Source organism: Peribacillus sp. YIM B13477 (genome assembly GCF_042787955.1).
GTDB lineage: Bacteria > Bacillota > Bacilli > Bacillales > DSM-1321 > Peribacillus > Peribacillus frigoritolerans.
Genome location: NZ_JBHZPD010000001.1, coordinates 116,966 through 134,837 on the forward strand (window position 1 = coordinate 116,966; position 17,872 = coordinate 134,837).

The window sequence follows — 17,872 nt, forward strand, 5'->3', positions numbered from 1 at the left end:
ATTGCCATGCGTGTTGTTTTACAACGTTCCAAAGCGGCAAAAGTAGTTGTCGCAGACCAAATAATCGGACAAATCGACAGCGGTCTCGTCCTATTGGTTGGTGTCACCCATGGAGATACGATCGATGACGCCGCCTATTTGGCCGAAAAGATTGTCAATCTAAGAATATTTGAAGATGAAAATGAAAAGATGAACCACTCACTATTGGATGTGGGAGGTTCGATTTTATCCGTTTCACAATTCACCTTATACGGCGATTGCCGTAAAGGCCGTCGACCGAACTTCATGGACGCCGCCCGTCCTGAAGAGGCGAATGAATTATATGAAGCATTTAACGAGGAACTCCGCAAAAAAGGCGTCCATACGGAAACAGGTCAATTTGGTGCCATGATGGATGTTCAGCTTACTAATGACGGTCCCGTCACATTAATACTCGAAAGCAAAAAATGACCTGCTGCGGCAGGTTTTTTTTGTAGAAAAGCCAGCTTCGATACGAAGCTGGCTTTTCTGGTCCTTATTTAAAATACCGTGCCAAGCCATTATAGATGGCCGATGTGATTTTTTCTTGATACTCATTCGATGTTAATGTCAATTCTTCCACTGGATTACTTAAATAACCTAGTTCAATGAGTGTAGCTACCCGTTTATTTTCACGGGTCACATGATAATTCCCGTATCGTGATCCGCGATTGGGCACCTGCATGGTTGAACCGAGTGAATTGGCAAGAGTAGCCGCCAATGCACGCTGGTAGTCATGATAGTAGTATGTGGTTATCCCGCTGGTGATCTGGTCCTTGGTGCTATCATAATGGAGGCTGATGAAAGCATCCGCGTTATGTATATGAGAAGTGCTGACCCGGGAAGGAAGTGAAACATAGGTATTTCCGCTTCTGGTCAGGATCACTTTAGCTCCTGCCGCCTGAAGTTTGTCCCGAAGCAACTCTGCCGTACGAGTCGTCAGGTTTTTCTCAAGTGTTCCACCGACACCGATTGTACCGCTATCCCTGCCGCCATGGCCGGGATCGATCACAATCGTTCTATCCTTTAAGTATTTCTCAACGCCAGGTCGTTGGATCTGCTCGGCATTCCCTTCGATCGTCACGATCCATCCGGCCACATAAGCTGTTTTTCCGCCCTTTAGTTTAATGGAATACCAATCGCCTTCCATACCTGATGCCGTGAACGTTTCACCTGCATTAACCTGCTCTACAATCCCCGAGTTGCCATCCGGCTCATTTCTAAGGATCGTACCATCATGAATGATGGTAATCTTGTTTCCTTTTACATCAACCTTTTTTTCCTTCGCCGTTTGCTCAACATTCTCTTTTTCCAGATACCAACTCACGACCCAGCCCTTTTTCGAACCGGAGAGCTTGATCTGTGTCATATTTCCCTTTGTTTGGAGCACAGCGTAAGTCTCATCCTTGTTCACCGAACCGATGACCTTGCTTGAGAGCGAGGCTTCATTCCTGACAGTTAAACCTGTGGCGGTCACCCTTGCAGTAGCGCCTGCCGTGTCCTTTTTCATATCAACATGATCTTCGCTTACTTGTATGTAAAGTTCAGCTACCCAACCGCGGGTTCCTTGGAAATCAATTTCGGCCCATTCATTTTCAACCCTGTAGACGGTCACTGACGTATTTTTATTCAGTTTTCCGAGAGCGGCACTGCTTGTAGACGGTTCCGAACGGACATTGAGCCGGTCCACCAAAGTTACTCCGGTTTTTACGGATTGATTCGTTCCTTTTTCCTTAGTTGAATCTTTCTTCGCTGCTTTTTCTGATGCGGAGGGAAGCGTAATGTAGTCAGCAGAGACCCAGCCTTCGATATCCGCCGTTTTGACCTTTATCCAATTCTCATTCTTTTCAATGATGTCAACAAAAGTTCCTTTACTCAAGGACTCAACCGTTTGAAATGTAGTGCCGGGACCTGTTCGGACACGGACGGAGCTGCCTGATATCATCCCTTGTCCGGATTTCTTTTTGACCTGATTGGTATCAGACCCTGTTTGTCTCTCCACTAACCAATTGGCAACCCAGCCCGTTTTGCCGGTGCCAATCCGGATTTCAATCCAGTCGCCATCTTCATTCAGAATGGGATACGATTCCCCTTTTGACAGTTTTTTTACGATAGGGAAACTGAGACCTGCACCTTCACGGACATTGACCACTTGGGTCGTCACGATATTTTCCCCATCATCTTTTCCAAAAGCGTGATGGACGGGGAAAATCGCTGAGAATATCAGCATCAGTGTCAGGCCGAATAAACCCGATTTCTTCTTCATAAGTTGTCTCTCCCTTTTAATGTCTATATGTATGTATTCTCGTTCAATGAAAATTTCCCTCTTTCCCTGTGCAAAAAACATTTTTTTTAGGAAAGAATAGAGTTTATATAACTGTAGGAGGGAAACCACATGAAATTCAGCGAAAAAGATCAAACGAGCTTAAGCGGAGGCAACCAAGTACTGGGTGTCGATTTTCACGATTTCATCCAAAAGGAACAAAGCGCAAACCTTGTTGAATTGGCATCCGAATTCGGGGTCAATGTCCGGACGATCAAAAATTTGAAAAAACGATTGAACCAGTAAAATGCGACAAAAATCCTCAGTCTGCCTTGACATTTGATGTTAACGTCCGTATGATTATAAAATATCAGACTTATTACTGCAATAACCAATGATGGAGAAGAGTAATTAAGAAACACATGAAAAGAGAGGAAATGCCGAGGCTGAAAGCATTCCACATGATGACTTAATGAAAGAACCCTCCGTAGGCTTCACTCCGAACGGATTTACTTAATAGGAGATGGACGTAAAACAGGCGTTAACTGTTTTGAGCGGGGGCACTTTTTTTGTGCTTCAACTAGGGTGGCACCACGGGATATCCAAACTCTCGTCCCTTGTAACATTTACGTTACAAGGGGCGGGAGTTTTTTGTTTGGAAAAAAATCAGTATAGCGTGCCGGATAAGAAAGGCCGCTTTGCTTTAAAGGAGGAAACACATATGTCTATTCAGATTCCTAGAGGTACCCAGGATTTATTGCCTGGCCAAACGGAAATTTGGCAGTATATCGAGAACACAGCGCGTGATATTTGTCACCGTTACCAATATAAAGAGATCCGCACACCGATTTTTGAGCACACGGAATTATTTTTACGTGGTGTAGGGGATACAACCGATATCGTTCAAAAAGAGATGTATTCATTTCAAGATCGCGGTGAAAGGAACTTAACCCTTCGTCCGGAAGGCACCGCATCGGTTGTAAGATCATATATCGAGAACAAAATGTTCGGGTGGGCCAATCAACCGGTCAAGCTTTATTATATAGGGCCGATGTTCCGTTACGAACGTCCGCAAGCAGGTCGATTCCGCCAGTTCGTTCAATTCGGCATCGAAGCTTTAGGAAGTAAGGATCCCGGAATCGATGCAGAGGTTCTGTCACTTGCGATGAACCTGTACAAGGAACTTGGTTTGAAAAAGCTGAAGCTAGTCATCAACAGCCTTGGTGATAAGGAAAGCCGCACAGCGCATCGCAATGCGTTAATCAAACATTTCGAACCAAGCATCGGCGAGTTTTGCGGCGATTGTCAAAACCGCCTCGAAAAAAATCCTTTGCGTATCCTGGATTGCAAAAAGGATCACGATCATGAATTGATGAACACGGCTCCTTCCATCATTGAATATTTAAATGATGAATCCCGTACTTATTTCGAAAAGGTGAAACAGCACTTAACCGATTTGGAAATCGATTTCGTCGAAGATCCGACTCTAGTGAGGGGCTTGGATTACTATAATCATACCGCATTTGAAATCATGAGTGATGCAGAAGGCTTTGGCGCCATCACTACACTTTGCGGCGGCGGCCGTTATAACGGGCTGGCTGAAGAACTTGGCGGACCGGAAACACCGGGAATCGGCTTTGCACTTAGCATTGAACGCCTGATTGCTGCCCTCCAAGCAGAAAACATCGAGCTTCCGATCAAAAAGGGAATTGACTGCTATCTTGTCTCACTAGGCGAAACAGCCAAGGATTATACCGTCAAACTTGCCCATCAATTGCGGAATGCCGGTTTTACCGTCGAAAAAGACTATCAAGACCGTAAAGTGAAAGCACAATTCAAATCAGCCGACCGCCTCGAAGCAAGATATGTGGCGACACTTGGGGATGATGAATTGGCAAATAATAAAATCAATGTAAAGTTCATGGAAACCGGTGAACAAGTCCAAATGGATCTTGCAACATTCGTTGAACAATTCAAAAAGCTACAGGCTTAAGGGGGAAATACCATGTTTGGCAGAACATACTTCAATGGTGAAGTGACAGAAGCAGCTATTGGTGAAAAAGTAACATTAAAAGGATGGGTACAAAAACGCCGGGATTTGGGCGGGGTCATCTTTATCGACCTACGTGACAGAAGCGGAGTCGTCCAAGTCGTTTTCAATCCGGACATTTCGGCAGACGCGCTTGCCACAGCCGAAAAAATCCGTAATGAATACGTCCTTGATATCCAAGGGACCGTCATCAAACGTGACGAGGCCAACTTCAATCCGAACGTAACAACAGGTACCGTCGAAGTTCAAGCCGAAAACGTTACAATTTTAAACGAAGCAAAGACCCCTCCATTCATCATTGATGAAAGAACGGATGTATCAGAAGACATCCGCTTGAAATATCGTTATCTGGACCTGCGTCGTCCGGCAATGTTCGAAACATTGAAAATGCGCAACAAAACAACAAAAGCGATCCGTGATTACTTGGACGGTGAAGGCTTCCTTGATATCGAAACACCTATCTTAACAAAAAGTACACCTGAAGGAGCACGTGATTATTTAGTGCCTAGCCGCGTACACGAAGGGGAGTTCTATGCACTTCCGCAATCACCGCAAATCTTCAAGCAGCTATTGATGGTATCCGGTTTCGAACGTTATTATCAAATTGCCCGCTGTTTCCGTGATGAAGACTTACGTGCTGACAGACAGCCTGAATTCACGCAAATCGATATTGAAACAAGCTTCATGAGCCAAGAAGATATCATTAACACGGCAGAAAACATGATGGCTAAAGTGATGAAAGACGTAAAAGGATTGGATGTAACACTGCCATTCCCTCGAATGACTTACAACGAAGCGATGAGCCGTTACGGTTCCGACAAACCGGATACACGTTTCGGAATGGAACTTAAAGATGTTTCCGAAATCGTCAAAGACAGTGATTTCAAAGTGTTCACCGGTGCTGTTGCAAGCGGCGGTCAAGTTAAGGCGATCGTCGTTAAGGACGGAAATGCGGATTATTCCCGTAAAGACATTGATGGCTTGGCTGAATTTGCAGCGATCTACGGTGCTAAAGGCCTTGCATGGCTAAAAGTTGAAGAAGACGGTGTAAAAGGGCCAATCGCCAAATTCTTCGCAGAAGATCAAGAGCAATTAGTATCTGAATTGGAAGCTGAAGTGGGCGATTTAATCCTATTCGTGGCGGATAAGAAAGGCATAGTCGCAGATGCACTTGGAGCACTTCGCATCAAGCTTGGTAAAGAAAGAGGCTTGATCGATCAAAGCAAATTCAACTTCCTATGGGTGACGGACTGGCCATTACTTGAATATGACGAAGAAGAAGGACGCTACTATGCAGCACACCATCCATTCACAATGCCATTCCGTGAAGACATGGACAAACTGGAATCAGACCCAGCAAGCGTCCGTGCACAAGCATATGACCTTGTCTTGAACGGCTACGAACTTGGCGGTGGATCACTGCGGATATTCGAACGCGACGTTCAGGAAAAAATGTTCAAAGTTCTTGGATTCTCCGAAGAAGAAGCAAACGCACAATTCGGCTTCCTAATGGATGCATTCGAATACGGAACGCCACCACATGGCGGAATCGCCCTTGGACTGGACCGCATGGTCATGCTGCTTGCAGGCCGCACGAACCTTCGCGACACCATCGCGTTCCCGAAAACAGCAAGCGCAAGCGACCTGCTCGTTGACGCACCGAGTACCGTAAGTGACAAGCAATTGGCCGAACTTAACCTAAGGCTTGCTGCACTTAAAAAATAATTCATTTGGGAAAAATATGAAAAAATACCTATGTGTTTTTCCTTGAAATAGAGTTAAGCATTATGCTATGATGTTTTCAATAAGTAAGAGTCCTGATGTGTTCGTTCTTTAACCTATAAGTTTTGACCGAACACTTATAGTTACCGGGAGCACTAGTTTCCTGGCCGCGTAAAAGCCTCCCTCGAAGAGGACTTACAAACGCGAGGAACCGAGCACCCACCTGCGGAGAGCGGGTTCAAAACAAAGGCGTAAACGGCACAATTGGGACTCTTACACCTTACAAAGCAACTCATGTTAAATAACATGGGTTTTTTTGTGCATTAAAATAGTTAACTTACGAGTAAACTTTGCACAAACTCACGAGTAAATGGCGAACTCACGAGTAAATAGCGTAAATTCACGAGTAAACAGCGCAAACTCACGAGTAAATAGCGTAAATTCACGAGTAAATGGTGCAAACTCACGAGTAAACAGCGGAAATTCACGAGTAAATGGTGCAAACTCACGAGTAAATAGCGTAAATTCACGAGTAAATGGTGCAAACTCACGAGTAAATGGCGGAAATTCACGAGTAAAAGAGCCAAATTCACGAGTAAACGGTGCAAACTCACGAGTAAACGGCGCAAACTCACGAGTAAATGGCAAACTCACGAGTAAACAGCGGAAACTCACGAGTAAATGGTGCAAACTCACGAGTAAATAGCGGAAACTCACGAGTAAATGGTGCAAACTCACGAGTAAATAGCGTAAAATCACGAGTAAATGGCGCAAACTCACGAGTAAATAGCATAAATTCAAGAGTAAATACCGCGAACTCACGAGTAAGCTACAAATCTCATGAATTAAATAGAGTAAACTTACGGTAAAACGTCTGATTTCAGATCCTAGCAGGAAAATAGGACATTAATAAAGAAGCTTAAGGAGAAGGAGTTGATGTATGGATGTTAAAACCGTGTGAGAGGCCTATGAAAATGCTCAAACTGGAGGCATTAAGCAGGAGGCTATCATCAAATCATCCAAAACAGGAAAGAATAAAGAACGATTTCCGGAAAATCCGTACAGGATTTAACGGGGAGCAGAGTATCGGAAAGGAGTTGAAGAATCTCCCGAAAGAATATCGAGTATTTCATGATTTGAGGTTAGACCACGATGGAAGCCGTTATTTTCAAATGGATTTCCTAATAATCACCAGGAATTACTGTATCATCATTGAAGTGAAAAACTTTGCGGGAACGCTCTATTTTGACCGCACCTATCCCCAATTGATTCGTTCAAAAGATGGACAGGAACAGGCATATCTCGATCCGCTAATCCAGGTCGACGTGCAAAAATCCCGATTAAATGATTGGCTTACTTTTCACAAATTCCCCTCGCTGCCGATTGAAACGTTAATTGCCAACGCAAACTCGAATACGATCATCAGGACTACCCCAGGTTTTACCCCCATTTTCAAAAAAATCACGGGAAAAGAAACCCTCATCACCAAAATCAATACCCTTGAAAAAAAGTATCCTTCTGAGCAATTAACCCAAAGGCAGAGCACTAGACTTTCGAACACGATTCTGCAAAAAAACACTCCACTTAATCCTGATATACTCAATTTATATCAAATCGATGAGCAAGATCTGCTAAAAAGCGTTCAATGTCCTGAATGCGCTGCTCTCCATATGCACTATCACTGGGGCAAATGGTCATGCAGTCAATGTTCTTACGCCTCCAAAGATGCCCACATTCAAACTCTTCGCGATTTTGCTCTCCTCATAAAACCCAATATAACAAATAAACAAGCACGGCTCTTTTTACAAATAGATTCAATTGATATTATGCAGCGGATGCTGTCTTCACTGGAATTGCCTTATTCGGGGCAATTTAAAAATAGAGCTTATAAACTTAATGGATTAATTCACGAGTAAACGGCGCAAACTCACGATTAAAAGAGCCAAACTCACGAGTAAATGCCGCAAACTCACGAGTAAACAGCGCAAACTCACGAGTAAAAGAGCCAAATTCACGAGTAAATGGCGGAAATTCACGAGTAAAAGAGCCAAACTCACGAGTAAATGCCGCAAACTCGCGAGTAAATGGCTTAAACTCACGAATAAAGACCCCATACTCAAAGAAAACAACTAAAAACCAGCGAATTAACTTCAAATCTTCCCATTTAAGTAACACTCCGCAATATAAATTCGTAATTTATAGTAAGGTTGAGCAATAATCAGCCAAGGATAGAAAGTAGTGAGGGCTTTGAAAGATTTATTGTATGCAAAGAGGATGGAAATGCTTCAATTAGTGGAGCGGCTAGTGAATATAGATAGTGGTTCTCATACAAAAAAGGGTATTGATGAAATTGGTTCGATTTTGAAAACGAAATTTGAAAGCCTGGATTTTATTGTGGATACCGTTGAGCAGCAGAATTATGGCAACCAGCTGCTCATCCAGCATCGTGATGCGCATCAACCGCATATTCTGGTCGTTGCCCATATGGATACGGTTTTTCCGGAGGGGACAGCGCAAAAACGTCCTTTTAAAGTGAAGGGAAATCGGGCATACGGTCCTGGTGTGGCGGATATGAAGTCTAGTTTGGTTGAGCTTTTTTATGCGATCCTTTGCCTGAAACAGACGGGGCAGACAGGCTATAAGCATGTCCAGATCATTCTTAATAGTGATGAGGAGATCGGGTCTCCGTCCTCCGCTTCACTCATATCGGAAAAAGCGGCCAATAAGAAGTTTGCGCTAATTCTTGAACCGGCAAGGACGGACGGTTCGCTTGTAACGGCAAGAAGGGGCTGCGGTCAGTTTAAAGTGGATATTGCGGGGGTGGCCGCCCATTCAGGGATCGAGCCGGAAAAGGGACGAAGTGCAATTGAAGAATTGGCCCATAAGATCATCGCCTTACATCGAATGAATGATCAGCAGAAAGGAATCAGCGTGAATGTCGGTAAAATTGAAGGGGGCTCCGCTGTCAATATGATTGCTTCCCATGCGGCTGCCTTTGTGGATGTGCGGATTTCGGAAAAAAGGCAGGAAGCCATCATCCTCGAGCAACTGAAAAAAATATGTGCGGAAACCTATATTCCAGGAACGAAAACGACATTAAGCGGGAAAATGGACCGCTCTCCCATGGAAAAGAATGAGAAAACGAACGTGCTTTTAGAGACGATCCGCCAGGCTGGGAAGGAAATCGGCATCGAAATCAAGGATACGGCCACGGGTGGAGGTTCGGATGCTTCCATCACTTCTGATTTGGGAATCGCGACAGTGGATGGACTCGGGCCCATTGGAGGGAATGCACATAGTGAAGAGGAGTATTTGGAAATTCCCAGCCTTACGGAAAGGACACTCCTATTGGCAACAGTCATTCAAAAATTATCAAAAATGACCTAGCACACTAATTCCGATTAGACTGCTCATATTTCGCTTGTCATTAATGATGTTTATGATATATTGTTAATTGGAAAGCTAAATAAGAACAGAATTTATTGGAGTTGAATATATATGCTGCATCAGTTTTCACGTAATGAATTGGCAATTGGCAAGGAAGGAATCGATATTCTGAAAAACACGACCGTTGCTGTCCTGGGTGTTGGAGGAGTTGGTTCATTTTCAGCCGAAGCATTGGCACGTTCCGGGGTAGGCCGTATTATTCTTGTGGATAAAGACGATGTCGACATTACAAATGTAAATAGGCAGATCCATGCTCTATTATCAACAGTCGGTCAACCGAAAGCGGAATTGATGAAAAATCGCATTCAAGATATTAATCCCGACTGCGAAGTGATCGCTCTTAAAATGTTCTATACAGAAGAGACGTTTGAAGAATTCTTCAGTTATGGCTTGGACTATGTCATTGATGCATCGGATACGGTCATTTACAAGATACATGTGATGAAGGAGTGCCTCAAACGGAATATCAAGGTGATTTCAAGCATGGGGGCCGCTAATAAGATGGACCCGACGCGGTTTCAAATTGCCGATATCTCCAAAACGCATACCGATCCGCTTGCCAAGGTCATTCGTACTAGATTGCGTAAAGAGGGCATAACAAAGGGAATTCCCGTTGTCTTTTCCGACGAGAGCCCTATTGTCATTCGGGAGGATGTGCGGAAAGAAGTCGGCAATGATGAGGCAAAAATCCGTAAAGCCCAAATGCCTCCGTCTTCGAATGCTTTCGTACCATCCGTTGCGGGCTTAATTGCAGCAAGCTGGGTGATCAATGATATATTGAAAGACATTGAAGTTCGCCGTGTAAATGATTAATAAAAATCAACTGACTCTATAAAGGGTCAGTTTTTTTTGTGGTGAATAGAAGATATTCCTTTAAATAACTTTTTTATCCATATCATATAGACGGGGTCGAAAGAATGAGATACACTATATTTTCAGAATATTATTTTTATTCAGATATTCTATTTGTTTAAAAGAACATATTAAAACAAGGGGGTTTCAAATGAAGAAGAAAAAGCTAGCAGGAGTGTTTCTATCACTTTCTTTGGTTGCAGGGACGCTGGCAGGTTGCAGCGGCGACTCGAAAACCAGCAGTTCAGGCGGGGGTTCATCAAAATCGGGTGACACCATTAAAATTGGGGCCAACCTTGAATTGTCCGGAGGTACGGCATCATTCGGCCAATCGGCTGCCGATGGTTTGAAACTGGCCATCGATGAGATTAATAAAGAGGGCATCGACGGTAAAAAATTGGAAATCGTGAAGGTTGATAATAAATCAGATGCAGCAGAAGCTACAAGCGGTTCGATCAAGTTAGTCAGCCAGGACAAGGTAGTGGCTGTAGTCGGATCTGCGACAAGCACGAATACATTGGCACAGGTTCAAGTCGCACAGGATAATAAAGTTCCTCTACTCACACCAACTGCAACAAATCCCGACATTACCAATAAAGCTGGAAAATTAAATGATTATGTGTTCAGAACTTGCTTTATCGATCCATTCCAAGGTACGGTGGCAGCCAATTTCGCATCTGACGAAATAGGGGCAAAGACGGCTGCGATCTATGTGGATAGCGCAAGCGATTATTCTAAAGGATTGGCCGCAGCTTTTAAAGAAGCATTCACTGCCAAGGGCGGTAAGATCGTGGCGGAAGAAGCTTATGTAACGAAAGATACTGATTTCCGTTCTACATTGACACGTATCAAATCGGCAAAACCTGAGTTCGTTTTCCTTCCTGGTTATTATGAGGAAGTCGGATTGATCCTAAAACAGGCACGTGAAGACGGCATAGACCTTCCATTCATGGGCGGGGACGGCTGGGATTCCCCGAAGGTCGTTGAAATTGCCGGAGCGGAAGCTTTAAAAAATACTTATATCACGAATCACTATTCCCCAGAAGATGAAGATGCAAAAATCCAGGATTTCGTTGCAGCCTTCAAAAAGGAATACAATAAAACACCGGATGCCTTTGCTGCACTTGGCTATGACACTGGGTACTACCTGGCAGACGCCATCAAGAGATCTGGAGATGCTTCCCCTGAAAAAATCAGACAAGCGTTGGAAGATGTAAAAGATCTTCAATTAGTTTCCGGAACGCTGAACCTTGATGAAAATCATGATCCGATCAAATCGGCGACCATCTTGGAATATGTGGATGGCAAACAAACATTCAAGACAAAAATCAATCCATAATACCTTACGTGGATAGGGGGCAAGTCCCCCCTATTCTATATTCACTTAAAAAACACCTTAACGGGGAGAGTGCAATATGGAACTGATTCAGCAATTGGTAAATGGCATTTCACTCGGAAGCATTTATGCTTTGATCGCGCTTGGTTATACGATGGTGTATGGAATCGTCAAACTCATAAACTTCGCTCATGGAGACGTATTCATGGTCGGTTCATTTGTGGGCTTTTACGCCATTACCGTAATGGACTTATCCTTCATACCGGCTTTATTGATTTCAATGGCCACATGTGCCATCTTTGGCGTTTTAATTGAACGCATTGCTTATAAACCCCTTCGTAATGCAACACGGATTGCGGCCTTGATAACGGCCATCGGTGTTTCCCTTCTGATAGAAAATGGGCTGATTTACATCCGGGGCGCCCAGCCGGAAGCCTATCCAAATAATGTCCTTCCGATGGATAAACTCGATATATTCGGAGTTTCCATCAGCAGTCAATCGATATTGATCTTATCCGTATCCATCATATTAATGATCATCCTGCAATTCGTTGTCCATAAAACCAAAATCGGCAAAGCGATGCGTGCCGTTTCTTTCGATTCCGAGGCGGCCAAGCTGATGGGAATCAATGTGAACAATACGATTTCCGCTACGTTCGCCATAGGTTCGGCCCTGGCAGGGGCGGCTGGTGTCATTTTTGGCATCTACTATATTAAAATCGAACCGTTGATGGGTGTCCTTCCTGGCCTTAAAGCATTTGTTGCAGCCGTCTTGGGCGGCATCGGCATCATTCCGGGAGCGATGGTCGGCGGTCTTCTGCTTGGAGTGATCGAGGCTTTGGTCAGTGCCGCCGGTTACTCATTATGGCGCGATGGTGTGGCTTTCGTCGTACTTATCTTGATTTTGATTTTCTTGCCGCAGGGACTATTCGGTAAAAATAAAAGAGAAAAAGTATAGGGGAGACATGGCGATGACTACTTTAAAGAATTCAAAGGGTTTTTGGCTCTCGATCGTGCTCGCACTTATTTTTTTCGGAATCATGCAGTACACCATTTCAAACGGTATCCTCAATCCATTTTATATCAACACGCTCATGTTCATCGGCATCAATATCATGCTGGCGACGAGCCTTCATTTAATCATTGGAATAACCGGGCAGTTCTCGATCGGGCATGCAGGTTTCTTAGCGGTTGGGGCCTATGCTTCGGCAGTCATGACAATGAAGCTGGAACTTCCTTTCATCATAGCTGTATTGACTGGGGGCGTCATCGCCGCTGTTGCGGGTATGGTGATCGGGATACCCAGCTTGCGCCTGAAGGGGGATTACCTGGCGATAGCCACCCTTGGTTTTGGGGAAATTGTCCGGATCGTCCTTTTGAATATTGAATATGTAGGCGGTGCAAGCGGGATGCAGGTATCCCACCTGACTACTTGGCCATGGGTTTTTGCCTGTGTCATGATCACCGTCTTAGTCATCAGGAATTTCACCAATTCGACTCACGGGCGTGCATGCATATCCGTAAGGGAAGATGAAACGGCGGCTGATGCGATGGGAATCAATACGACCTATTATAAAGTGGCTGCCTTCGTCATCGGAGCTTTTTTTGCCGGAATTGCCGGATCGCTCTATGCCCATAATTTTTATATTATCCAGCCATCGAATTTCGGTTTCCTGAAATCCTTCGATATACTGATTTTCGTCGTACTTGGCGGTCTTGGAAGTCTTTCAGGTTCGGTTTTGGCCGCCATTTTACTGACGATCGTGACGACATTCCTTCAGGATTATCCGGAAACGCGGATGATCATCTACAGTCTTGTCCTGATCCTGATGATGATTTTCCGCCCGCAGGGGTTAATGGGAACAAAAGAAATCACATCATTGTTCACACATAAAAAAACGAAAGGGGGCCCAAAGGATGGAAGCCACAATACCGTTGCTTAAGGTAGATTCGGTGGGTATCCGCTTTGGCGGATTGAAAGCGGTGTCCGATGTGAACGTGGAATTATTTCCAGGGGAACTTGTAGGCCTGATCGGGCCGAATGGAGCTGGGAAAACGACCTTCTTCAATTTATTGACGGGTGTGTATGTCCCTACAGAAGGAACGATCGCCTTGAACGGGGAAAATCTAAATAAGCAGCAGCCTTATAAAATTACCCGAAAAGGGATCTCGAGGACCTTTCAAAACATTCGTCTCTTCAGTGAGTTATCCGTGATCGATAATGTGAAGGTTGCTTACCACTCGCTTGCCAAGCATGGAATTCCAAGCTCCATATTCCGGTTGCCCGGACATTTTTCAGGGGAAAAGGAAATGGATGAAAAGGCGCTCGAATTTTTGCGGATTTTCAATCTTGACCATTTTAAGGACGAAAAAGCGAAGAATCTTCCATACGGACAGCAAAGGCGGCTGGAAATCGCCCGTGCCCTTGCCGCCAATCCGAAACTTCTTTTACTGGATGAACCGGCAGCCGGGATGAATCCCCATGAAACGAAAGAATTAATGAACCTCATTGCTTTTATCCGGAAGGAGTTCAACCTTACCGTTTTGCTCATCGAACATGATATGTCACTGGTCATGGGTGTATGCGAACGGATTTATGTCCTTGATCATGGACAGCTCATCGCTCACGGAAAGCCGGAAGAAATCCGCAACGATCCAAAGGTTATCGAGGCATATCTAGGGGAGGAGGTTTCCTGATGCTGAAAATAGAGGACATCAATGTTTATTACGGCAATATTCAAGCGCTAAAAGGGGTTTCCATGGAGATAAATGAAGGGGAAATCGTGACTTTGATCGGGGCGAACGGAGCGGGAAAAAGCACGCTGCTCAAAACGATTTCCGGTCTGTTAAAACCAAAGCAAGGAAAAGTTCTGTTCGAAGGCGATTCGATTGGGGGAAAAGCGGCACAGGCCATCGTGAAACTGGGCATATCCCATGTGCCTGAAGGACGACGTGTCTTCGCCAACATGACGGTGGCCGAAAACCTGGAGCTTGGAGCTTATTTGCGGAAAGACAAGGATGGCATCCATAAGGATATGGAAAAGGTATACGAGCTATTTCCGAGGCTGCTGGAAAGAATCAAACAGCAGGCTGGCACGCTTTCAGGCGGCGAACAGCAGATGCTTGCAATGGGCAGGGCCTTAATGGCGAAACCGCGATTATTACTGCTCGATGAACCTTCGATGGGCCTTGCACCGCTTCTGGTGAAGCAAATATTCAACATCATCCAGGAAATCAGTGAGTCCGGCACAACGATCCTTTTGGTCGAGCAAAACGCCAACCTCGCCTTATCCATTGCAGATCGGGCGTATGTCGTTGAAACGGGCCGAATCGTCCTGTCGGGCAATGCCGAGGAACTAACATCAAGTGAAGAAATTAAAATGGCCTATTTAGGAGGCCACTGAACCGCCATTTGGCGGTTTTTTTGTTTGTTGATCGGGTTATGCAAAATATGCAAAAAGATAAAAAAGCACAGGGTTTCATGCATGATTTTATACATCCAATATAGTATTATTCAATTTTGATATAGGAATTAAGACTAAAAAAACACGAAAAAACTGGGTTTAATTCCCTATCAATATACTTGTATTTTGGTAAAAATGTAATTAATAGGATGAGTAAAATTAGAGAATGAATAAAATTTTTTGATCTGTAAATAAGGAATTTATAATATCAATATAATTTAATTATCCGTTTTTTCTGATTATATCGCCTATTGTCGCAATATTTAAAATATATAAAGATAAAAATGATAAGGCACTACCTGTGAAGAATATCCTAATTACCGAAATCTTCTCGCAATTATTGTATAGACGGAATGAAAATTATGCGGTAAACTATTTTTCGAAATATTAATTTAATTTGAAACATTTCATCTAATCAATTTTTTTCTGAAGGATCATGAATAAATATTCATGCATCAGAGCTTGATTACAAAATGGGGGGATTATTTATGAAAAAGAAAAAATTAGCAAGTGCATTCCTTTCTCTATCACTTGCTGCAGGAGTGCTAGCGGGTTGTTCCGGCTCTGGTTCATCTGAAAAATCAAGCGGGGATGGAGATACGATCAAAATCGGTGTCAACCTTGAATTATCAGGCGGTGTAGCTTCATATGGACAATCGATTGCAGAAGGTCTGGAGCTTGCAACTGCAGAAATCAATAAAGAAGGTATTGACGGTAAAAAAATCAAACTAATTAAAGTCGATAATAAATCTGAAGCGTCCGAAGCGACAAGCGGGGCGATCAAGCTGACATCGCAAGATCAGGTAGCAGCGATCGTGGGCGCAGCAACAAGCACGAACTCGATTGCACAAGTACAGATTGCCCAAGATAATAAAGTGCCGGTCATTTCACCTTCTGGTACAAGCCCTGAAATCACTTTCAGCAAGGATAAATTGAATGATTTCGTTTTCAGGACAAGCTTCATCGATCCGTTCCAAGGGACGGTAGCTGCAAACTTTGCCGCTAAAGAAATCAAAGCGAAAAGTGCAGCCATCTATATTGACAGCTCAAGTGATTATTCAAAAGGGTTAGCCGCAGCCTTTAAAGAACAATTCGAAAAGAATGGCGGAAAAGTTGTTGCTGAGGAAGCTTACATTGCGAAGGATACTGATTTCCGTTCCACATTGACTCGTTTGAAATCGGCAAAACCTGATTTCATTTTCCTTCCTGGTTACTATGAGGAAGCTGGTCTGATCGTGAAGCAGGCACGGGAAACTGGACTTGACGTTCCATTCATGGGCGGCGACGGCTGGGATTCTCCTAAGCTAGTTGAAATTGCCGGTGCAAAAGCTCTAAATAATACGTTCATCACGAACCACTATTCTTCAGGTGATCCTGATGAGAAAATTCAGAATTTTGTGTCAGCATTTAAAGCGAAATACAAAGATAAGTCCCCGGATGCATTCAATGCCCTAGGATATGACACAGGATACTTCCTTGCAGACGCGATTAAACGTGCTGGTTCAGCGGATTCGGAAAAAATCAAAGAAGCGCTGGAAAAAACGGCTGACCTTGAGCTTGTTACGGGTACATTCACATTGGATGAAAAACATAATCCAATCAAATCTGCCACCATCCTTGAATTTAAAGAAGGAAAACAAGTATTCAACACAAAAATCAATCCTTAATTTCGGAGAACAACTCCAACCCTTTCGCCGGCCCTTCCTTAATAAGAAGGTGCTGGCGAATTCTCATTTTTCAAGCATGCCAGGGTGCTGAGCATCCCCTTAGCGGAATGAAAGAGTCTGGACTAATCACTCATAAAATTAGATTTTCAAGGAGAGTCGAACATGGAATTGATACAACAGTTAATTAACGGGGTTTCATTAGGAAGTATTTATGCCCTTATCGCTCTCGGATATACGATGGTTTACGGGATTGTTAAATTGATAAACTTCGCACATGGCGATGTATTCATGGTCGGCTCATTCGTTGGGTTTTACTCAATAACGGTCCTGGATCTGTCATTCGTGCCCGCCCTATTAATCTCGATGACGGTCTGTGCTCTGTTTGGAGTATTGATCGAACGTATCGCGTACAAGCCATTGCGTAACGCAACACGTATCGCGGCACTTATCACTGCCATCGGTGTTTCCCTTTTGATCGAATACGGATTCATCTACGTCCGCGGTGCACAGCCGGAAGCTTATCCGAATGATGTATTGCCGACAGACAAGTTCAATATTTTTGGAGTTTCCATCAATAGTCAATCGATTTTGATTTTTGGAGTGGCTGTAGTCTTGATGATCATCCTTCAAATCATCGTTCATAAATCGAAAATTGGAAAAGCGATGCGTGCCGTTTCCTACGATGCGGATGCAGCTAAGCTGATGGGTATAAATGTCGATAACACGATTTCTGCCACCTTTGCAATCGGTTCCGCATTGGCTGGGGCAGCGGGCGTCATTTTCGGTATTTACTATATTAAGATCGAGCCGCTCATGGGTGTGCTTCCGGGATTGAAGGCATTCGTTGCCGCCGTACTTGGAGGGATCGGGATTATACCGGGCGCGATGGTCGGTGGCCTATTGCTAGGAGTCATCGAAGCTTTGGTCAGTGCCGCCGGTTACTCATTATGGCGTGATGCTGTAGCCTTCGTCGTACTGATTCTTATCTTGATTTTCATGCCACAAGGCTTATTCGGTAAAAACAAAAAAGAAAAAGTATAGGGGAGACAAAGC

17 protein-coding genes, 1 other RNA gene and 1 other annotated feature are annotated in these 17,872 nt (G+C 44.1%); of the genes, 15 read left to right on the top strand and 3 right to left on the bottom strand.

The window, feature by feature from the left end:
- Positions 1 to 6 precede the first annotated feature (6 nt).
- The gene (gene dtd / locus ACFX4H_RS00575; RefSeq protein WP_053535817.1) at positions 7 to 450 is read left to right on the top strand and encodes a D-aminoacyl-tRNA deacylase; all 444 of its coding nucleotides are present in this window, start codon (positions 7 to 9) and stop codon (positions 448 to 450) included.
- 64 nt (positions 451 to 514) lie between these two features.
- On the opposite strand, the gene ACFX4H_RS00580 is transcribed toward dtd, so the two are convergent.
- Positions 515 to 2,284, bottom strand: a complete 1,770-nt coding sequence (locus tag ACFX4H_RS00580; RefSeq protein ID WP_377433449.1) for an N-acetylmuramoyl-L-alanine amidase family protein — start codon at positions 2,282 to 2,284, stop codon at positions 515 to 517.
- Between the two features lie 129 nt (positions 2,285 to 2,413).
- Here ACFX4H_RS00580 and ACFX4H_RS00585 point away from each other — a divergent pair, with 129 nt between their 5' ends.
- The 4 genes from ACFX4H_RS00585 (at position 2,414) to ssrS (ending at position 6,328) form a co-directional block, all read left to right on the top strand.
- Positions 2,414 to 2,587, top strand: a complete 174-nt coding sequence (locus tag ACFX4H_RS00585; RefSeq protein ID WP_034308777.1) for a hypothetical protein — start codon at positions 2,414 to 2,416, stop codon at positions 2,585 to 2,587.
- A gap of 79 nt (positions 2,588 to 2,666) precedes the next feature.
- Positions 2,667 to 2,902: a binding site (T-box leader), on the top strand.
- A gap of 100 nt (positions 2,903 to 3,002) precedes the next feature.
- Positions 3,003 to 4,274, top strand: coding sequence for a histidine--tRNA ligase (hisS, locus tag ACFX4H_RS00590; protein WP_377433452.1), 1,272 nt, complete (start codon positions 3,003 to 3,005; stop codon positions 4,272 to 4,274).
- Between the two features lie 12 nt (positions 4,275 to 4,286).
- A complete protein-coding gene (gene aspS, locus ACFX4H_RS00595; RefSeq protein WP_048683760.1) occupies positions 4,287 to 6,056 on the top strand; it encodes an aspartate--tRNA ligase in 1,770 nt (589 codons plus the stop codon).
- An 86-nt stretch (positions 6,057 to 6,142) separates the two neighbouring features.
- Positions 6,143 to 6,328: non-coding RNA, 6S RNA (gene ssrS, locus ACFX4H_RS00600), on the top strand.
- Positions 6,329 to 6,413: 85 nt separating this feature from the next.
- On the opposite strand, the gene ACFX4H_RS00605 is transcribed toward ssrS, so the two are convergent.
- Entirely contained in the window at positions 6,414 to 6,854 is a 441-nt protein-coding gene (locus ACFX4H_RS00605; protein WP_377433454.1) for a hypothetical protein, read from the bottom strand.
- A 173-nt stretch (positions 6,855 to 7,027) separates the two neighbouring features.
- Here ACFX4H_RS00605 and ACFX4H_RS00610 point away from each other — a divergent pair, with 173 nt between their 5' ends.
- Positions 7,028 to 7,969 (top strand): NERD domain-containing protein, encoded by a 942-nt coding sequence (locus ACFX4H_RS00610; RefSeq protein ID WP_377433456.1) that lies wholly within the window; start codon positions 7,028 to 7,030, stop codon positions 7,967 to 7,969.
- On the opposite strand, the gene ACFX4H_RS00615 is transcribed toward ACFX4H_RS00610, so the two are convergent.
- Positions 7,947 to 8,207 carry a hypothetical protein gene (locus ACFX4H_RS00615; protein WP_377433458.1) on the bottom strand — a complete coding sequence of 87 codons (261 nt, stop codon included), beginning with the start codon at positions 8,205 to 8,207 and terminating at the stop codon, positions 7,947 to 7,949. The two genes, ACFX4H_RS00610 and ACFX4H_RS00615, sit on opposite strands and share 23 nt — an antisense overlap.
- Positions 8,208 to 8,291: 84 nt before the next feature.
- Here ACFX4H_RS00615 and ACFX4H_RS00620 point away from each other — a divergent pair, with 84 nt between their 5' ends.
- The 9 genes from ACFX4H_RS00620 to ACFX4H_RS00660 all read left to right on the top strand — a co-directional run bounded on the left by ACFX4H_RS00620 (position 8,292) and on the right by ACFX4H_RS00660 (position 17,860).
- Positions 8,292 to 9,440 (top strand): M20 family metallopeptidase, encoded by a 1,149-nt coding sequence (locus ACFX4H_RS00620; protein ID WP_377433461.1) that lies wholly within the window; start codon positions 8,292 to 8,294, stop codon positions 9,438 to 9,440.
- A gap of 111 nt (positions 9,441 to 9,551) precedes the next feature.
- A complete protein-coding gene (locus ACFX4H_RS00625; RefSeq protein ID WP_034308767.1) occupies positions 9,552 to 10,313 on the top strand; it encodes a tRNA threonylcarbamoyladenosine dehydratase in 762 nt (253 codons plus the stop codon).
- A gap of 190 nt (positions 10,314 to 10,503) precedes the next feature.
- Entirely contained in the window at positions 10,504 to 11,691 is a 1,188-nt protein-coding gene (locus tag ACFX4H_RS00630; protein WP_377433464.1) for an ABC transporter substrate-binding protein, read from the top strand.
- A gap of 76 nt (positions 11,692 to 11,767) precedes the next feature.
- Entirely contained in the window at positions 11,768 to 12,646 is an 879-nt protein-coding gene (locus ACFX4H_RS00635) for a branched-chain amino acid ABC transporter permease (protein WP_034308761.1), read from the top strand.
- A 13-nt stretch (positions 12,647 to 12,659) separates the two neighbouring features.
- The gene (locus ACFX4H_RS00640; RefSeq protein WP_034308758.1) at positions 12,660 to 13,631 is read left to right on the top strand and encodes a branched-chain amino acid ABC transporter permease; all 972 of its coding nucleotides are present in this window, start codon (positions 12,660 to 12,662) and stop codon (positions 13,629 to 13,631) included.
- Positions 13,606 to 14,385, top strand: a complete 780-nt coding sequence (locus ACFX4H_RS00645; RefSeq protein WP_063575577.1) for an ABC transporter ATP-binding protein — start codon at positions 13,606 to 13,608, stop codon at positions 14,383 to 14,385. The genes ACFX4H_RS00640 and ACFX4H_RS00645 overlap by 26 nt, the downstream gene beginning before the upstream one ends.
- The gene (locus ACFX4H_RS00650) at positions 14,385 to 15,092 is read left to right on the top strand and encodes an ABC transporter ATP-binding protein (RefSeq protein WP_034308755.1); all 708 of its coding nucleotides are present in this window, start codon (positions 14,385 to 14,387) and stop codon (positions 15,090 to 15,092) included. The genes ACFX4H_RS00645 and ACFX4H_RS00650 overlap by 1 nt, the downstream gene beginning before the upstream one ends.
- Before the next feature lie 548 nt (positions 15,093 to 15,640).
- Entirely contained in the window at positions 15,641 to 16,819 is a 1,179-nt protein-coding gene (locus ACFX4H_RS00655) for an ABC transporter substrate-binding protein (RefSeq protein WP_034308753.1), read from the top strand.
- 162 nt (positions 16,820 to 16,981) lie between these two features.
- Positions 16,982 to 17,860, top strand: a complete 879-nt coding sequence (locus tag ACFX4H_RS00660; RefSeq protein WP_034308751.1) for a branched-chain amino acid ABC transporter permease — start codon at positions 16,982 to 16,984, stop codon at positions 17,858 to 17,860.
- Positions 17,861 to 17,872 lie beyond the last annotated feature (12 nt).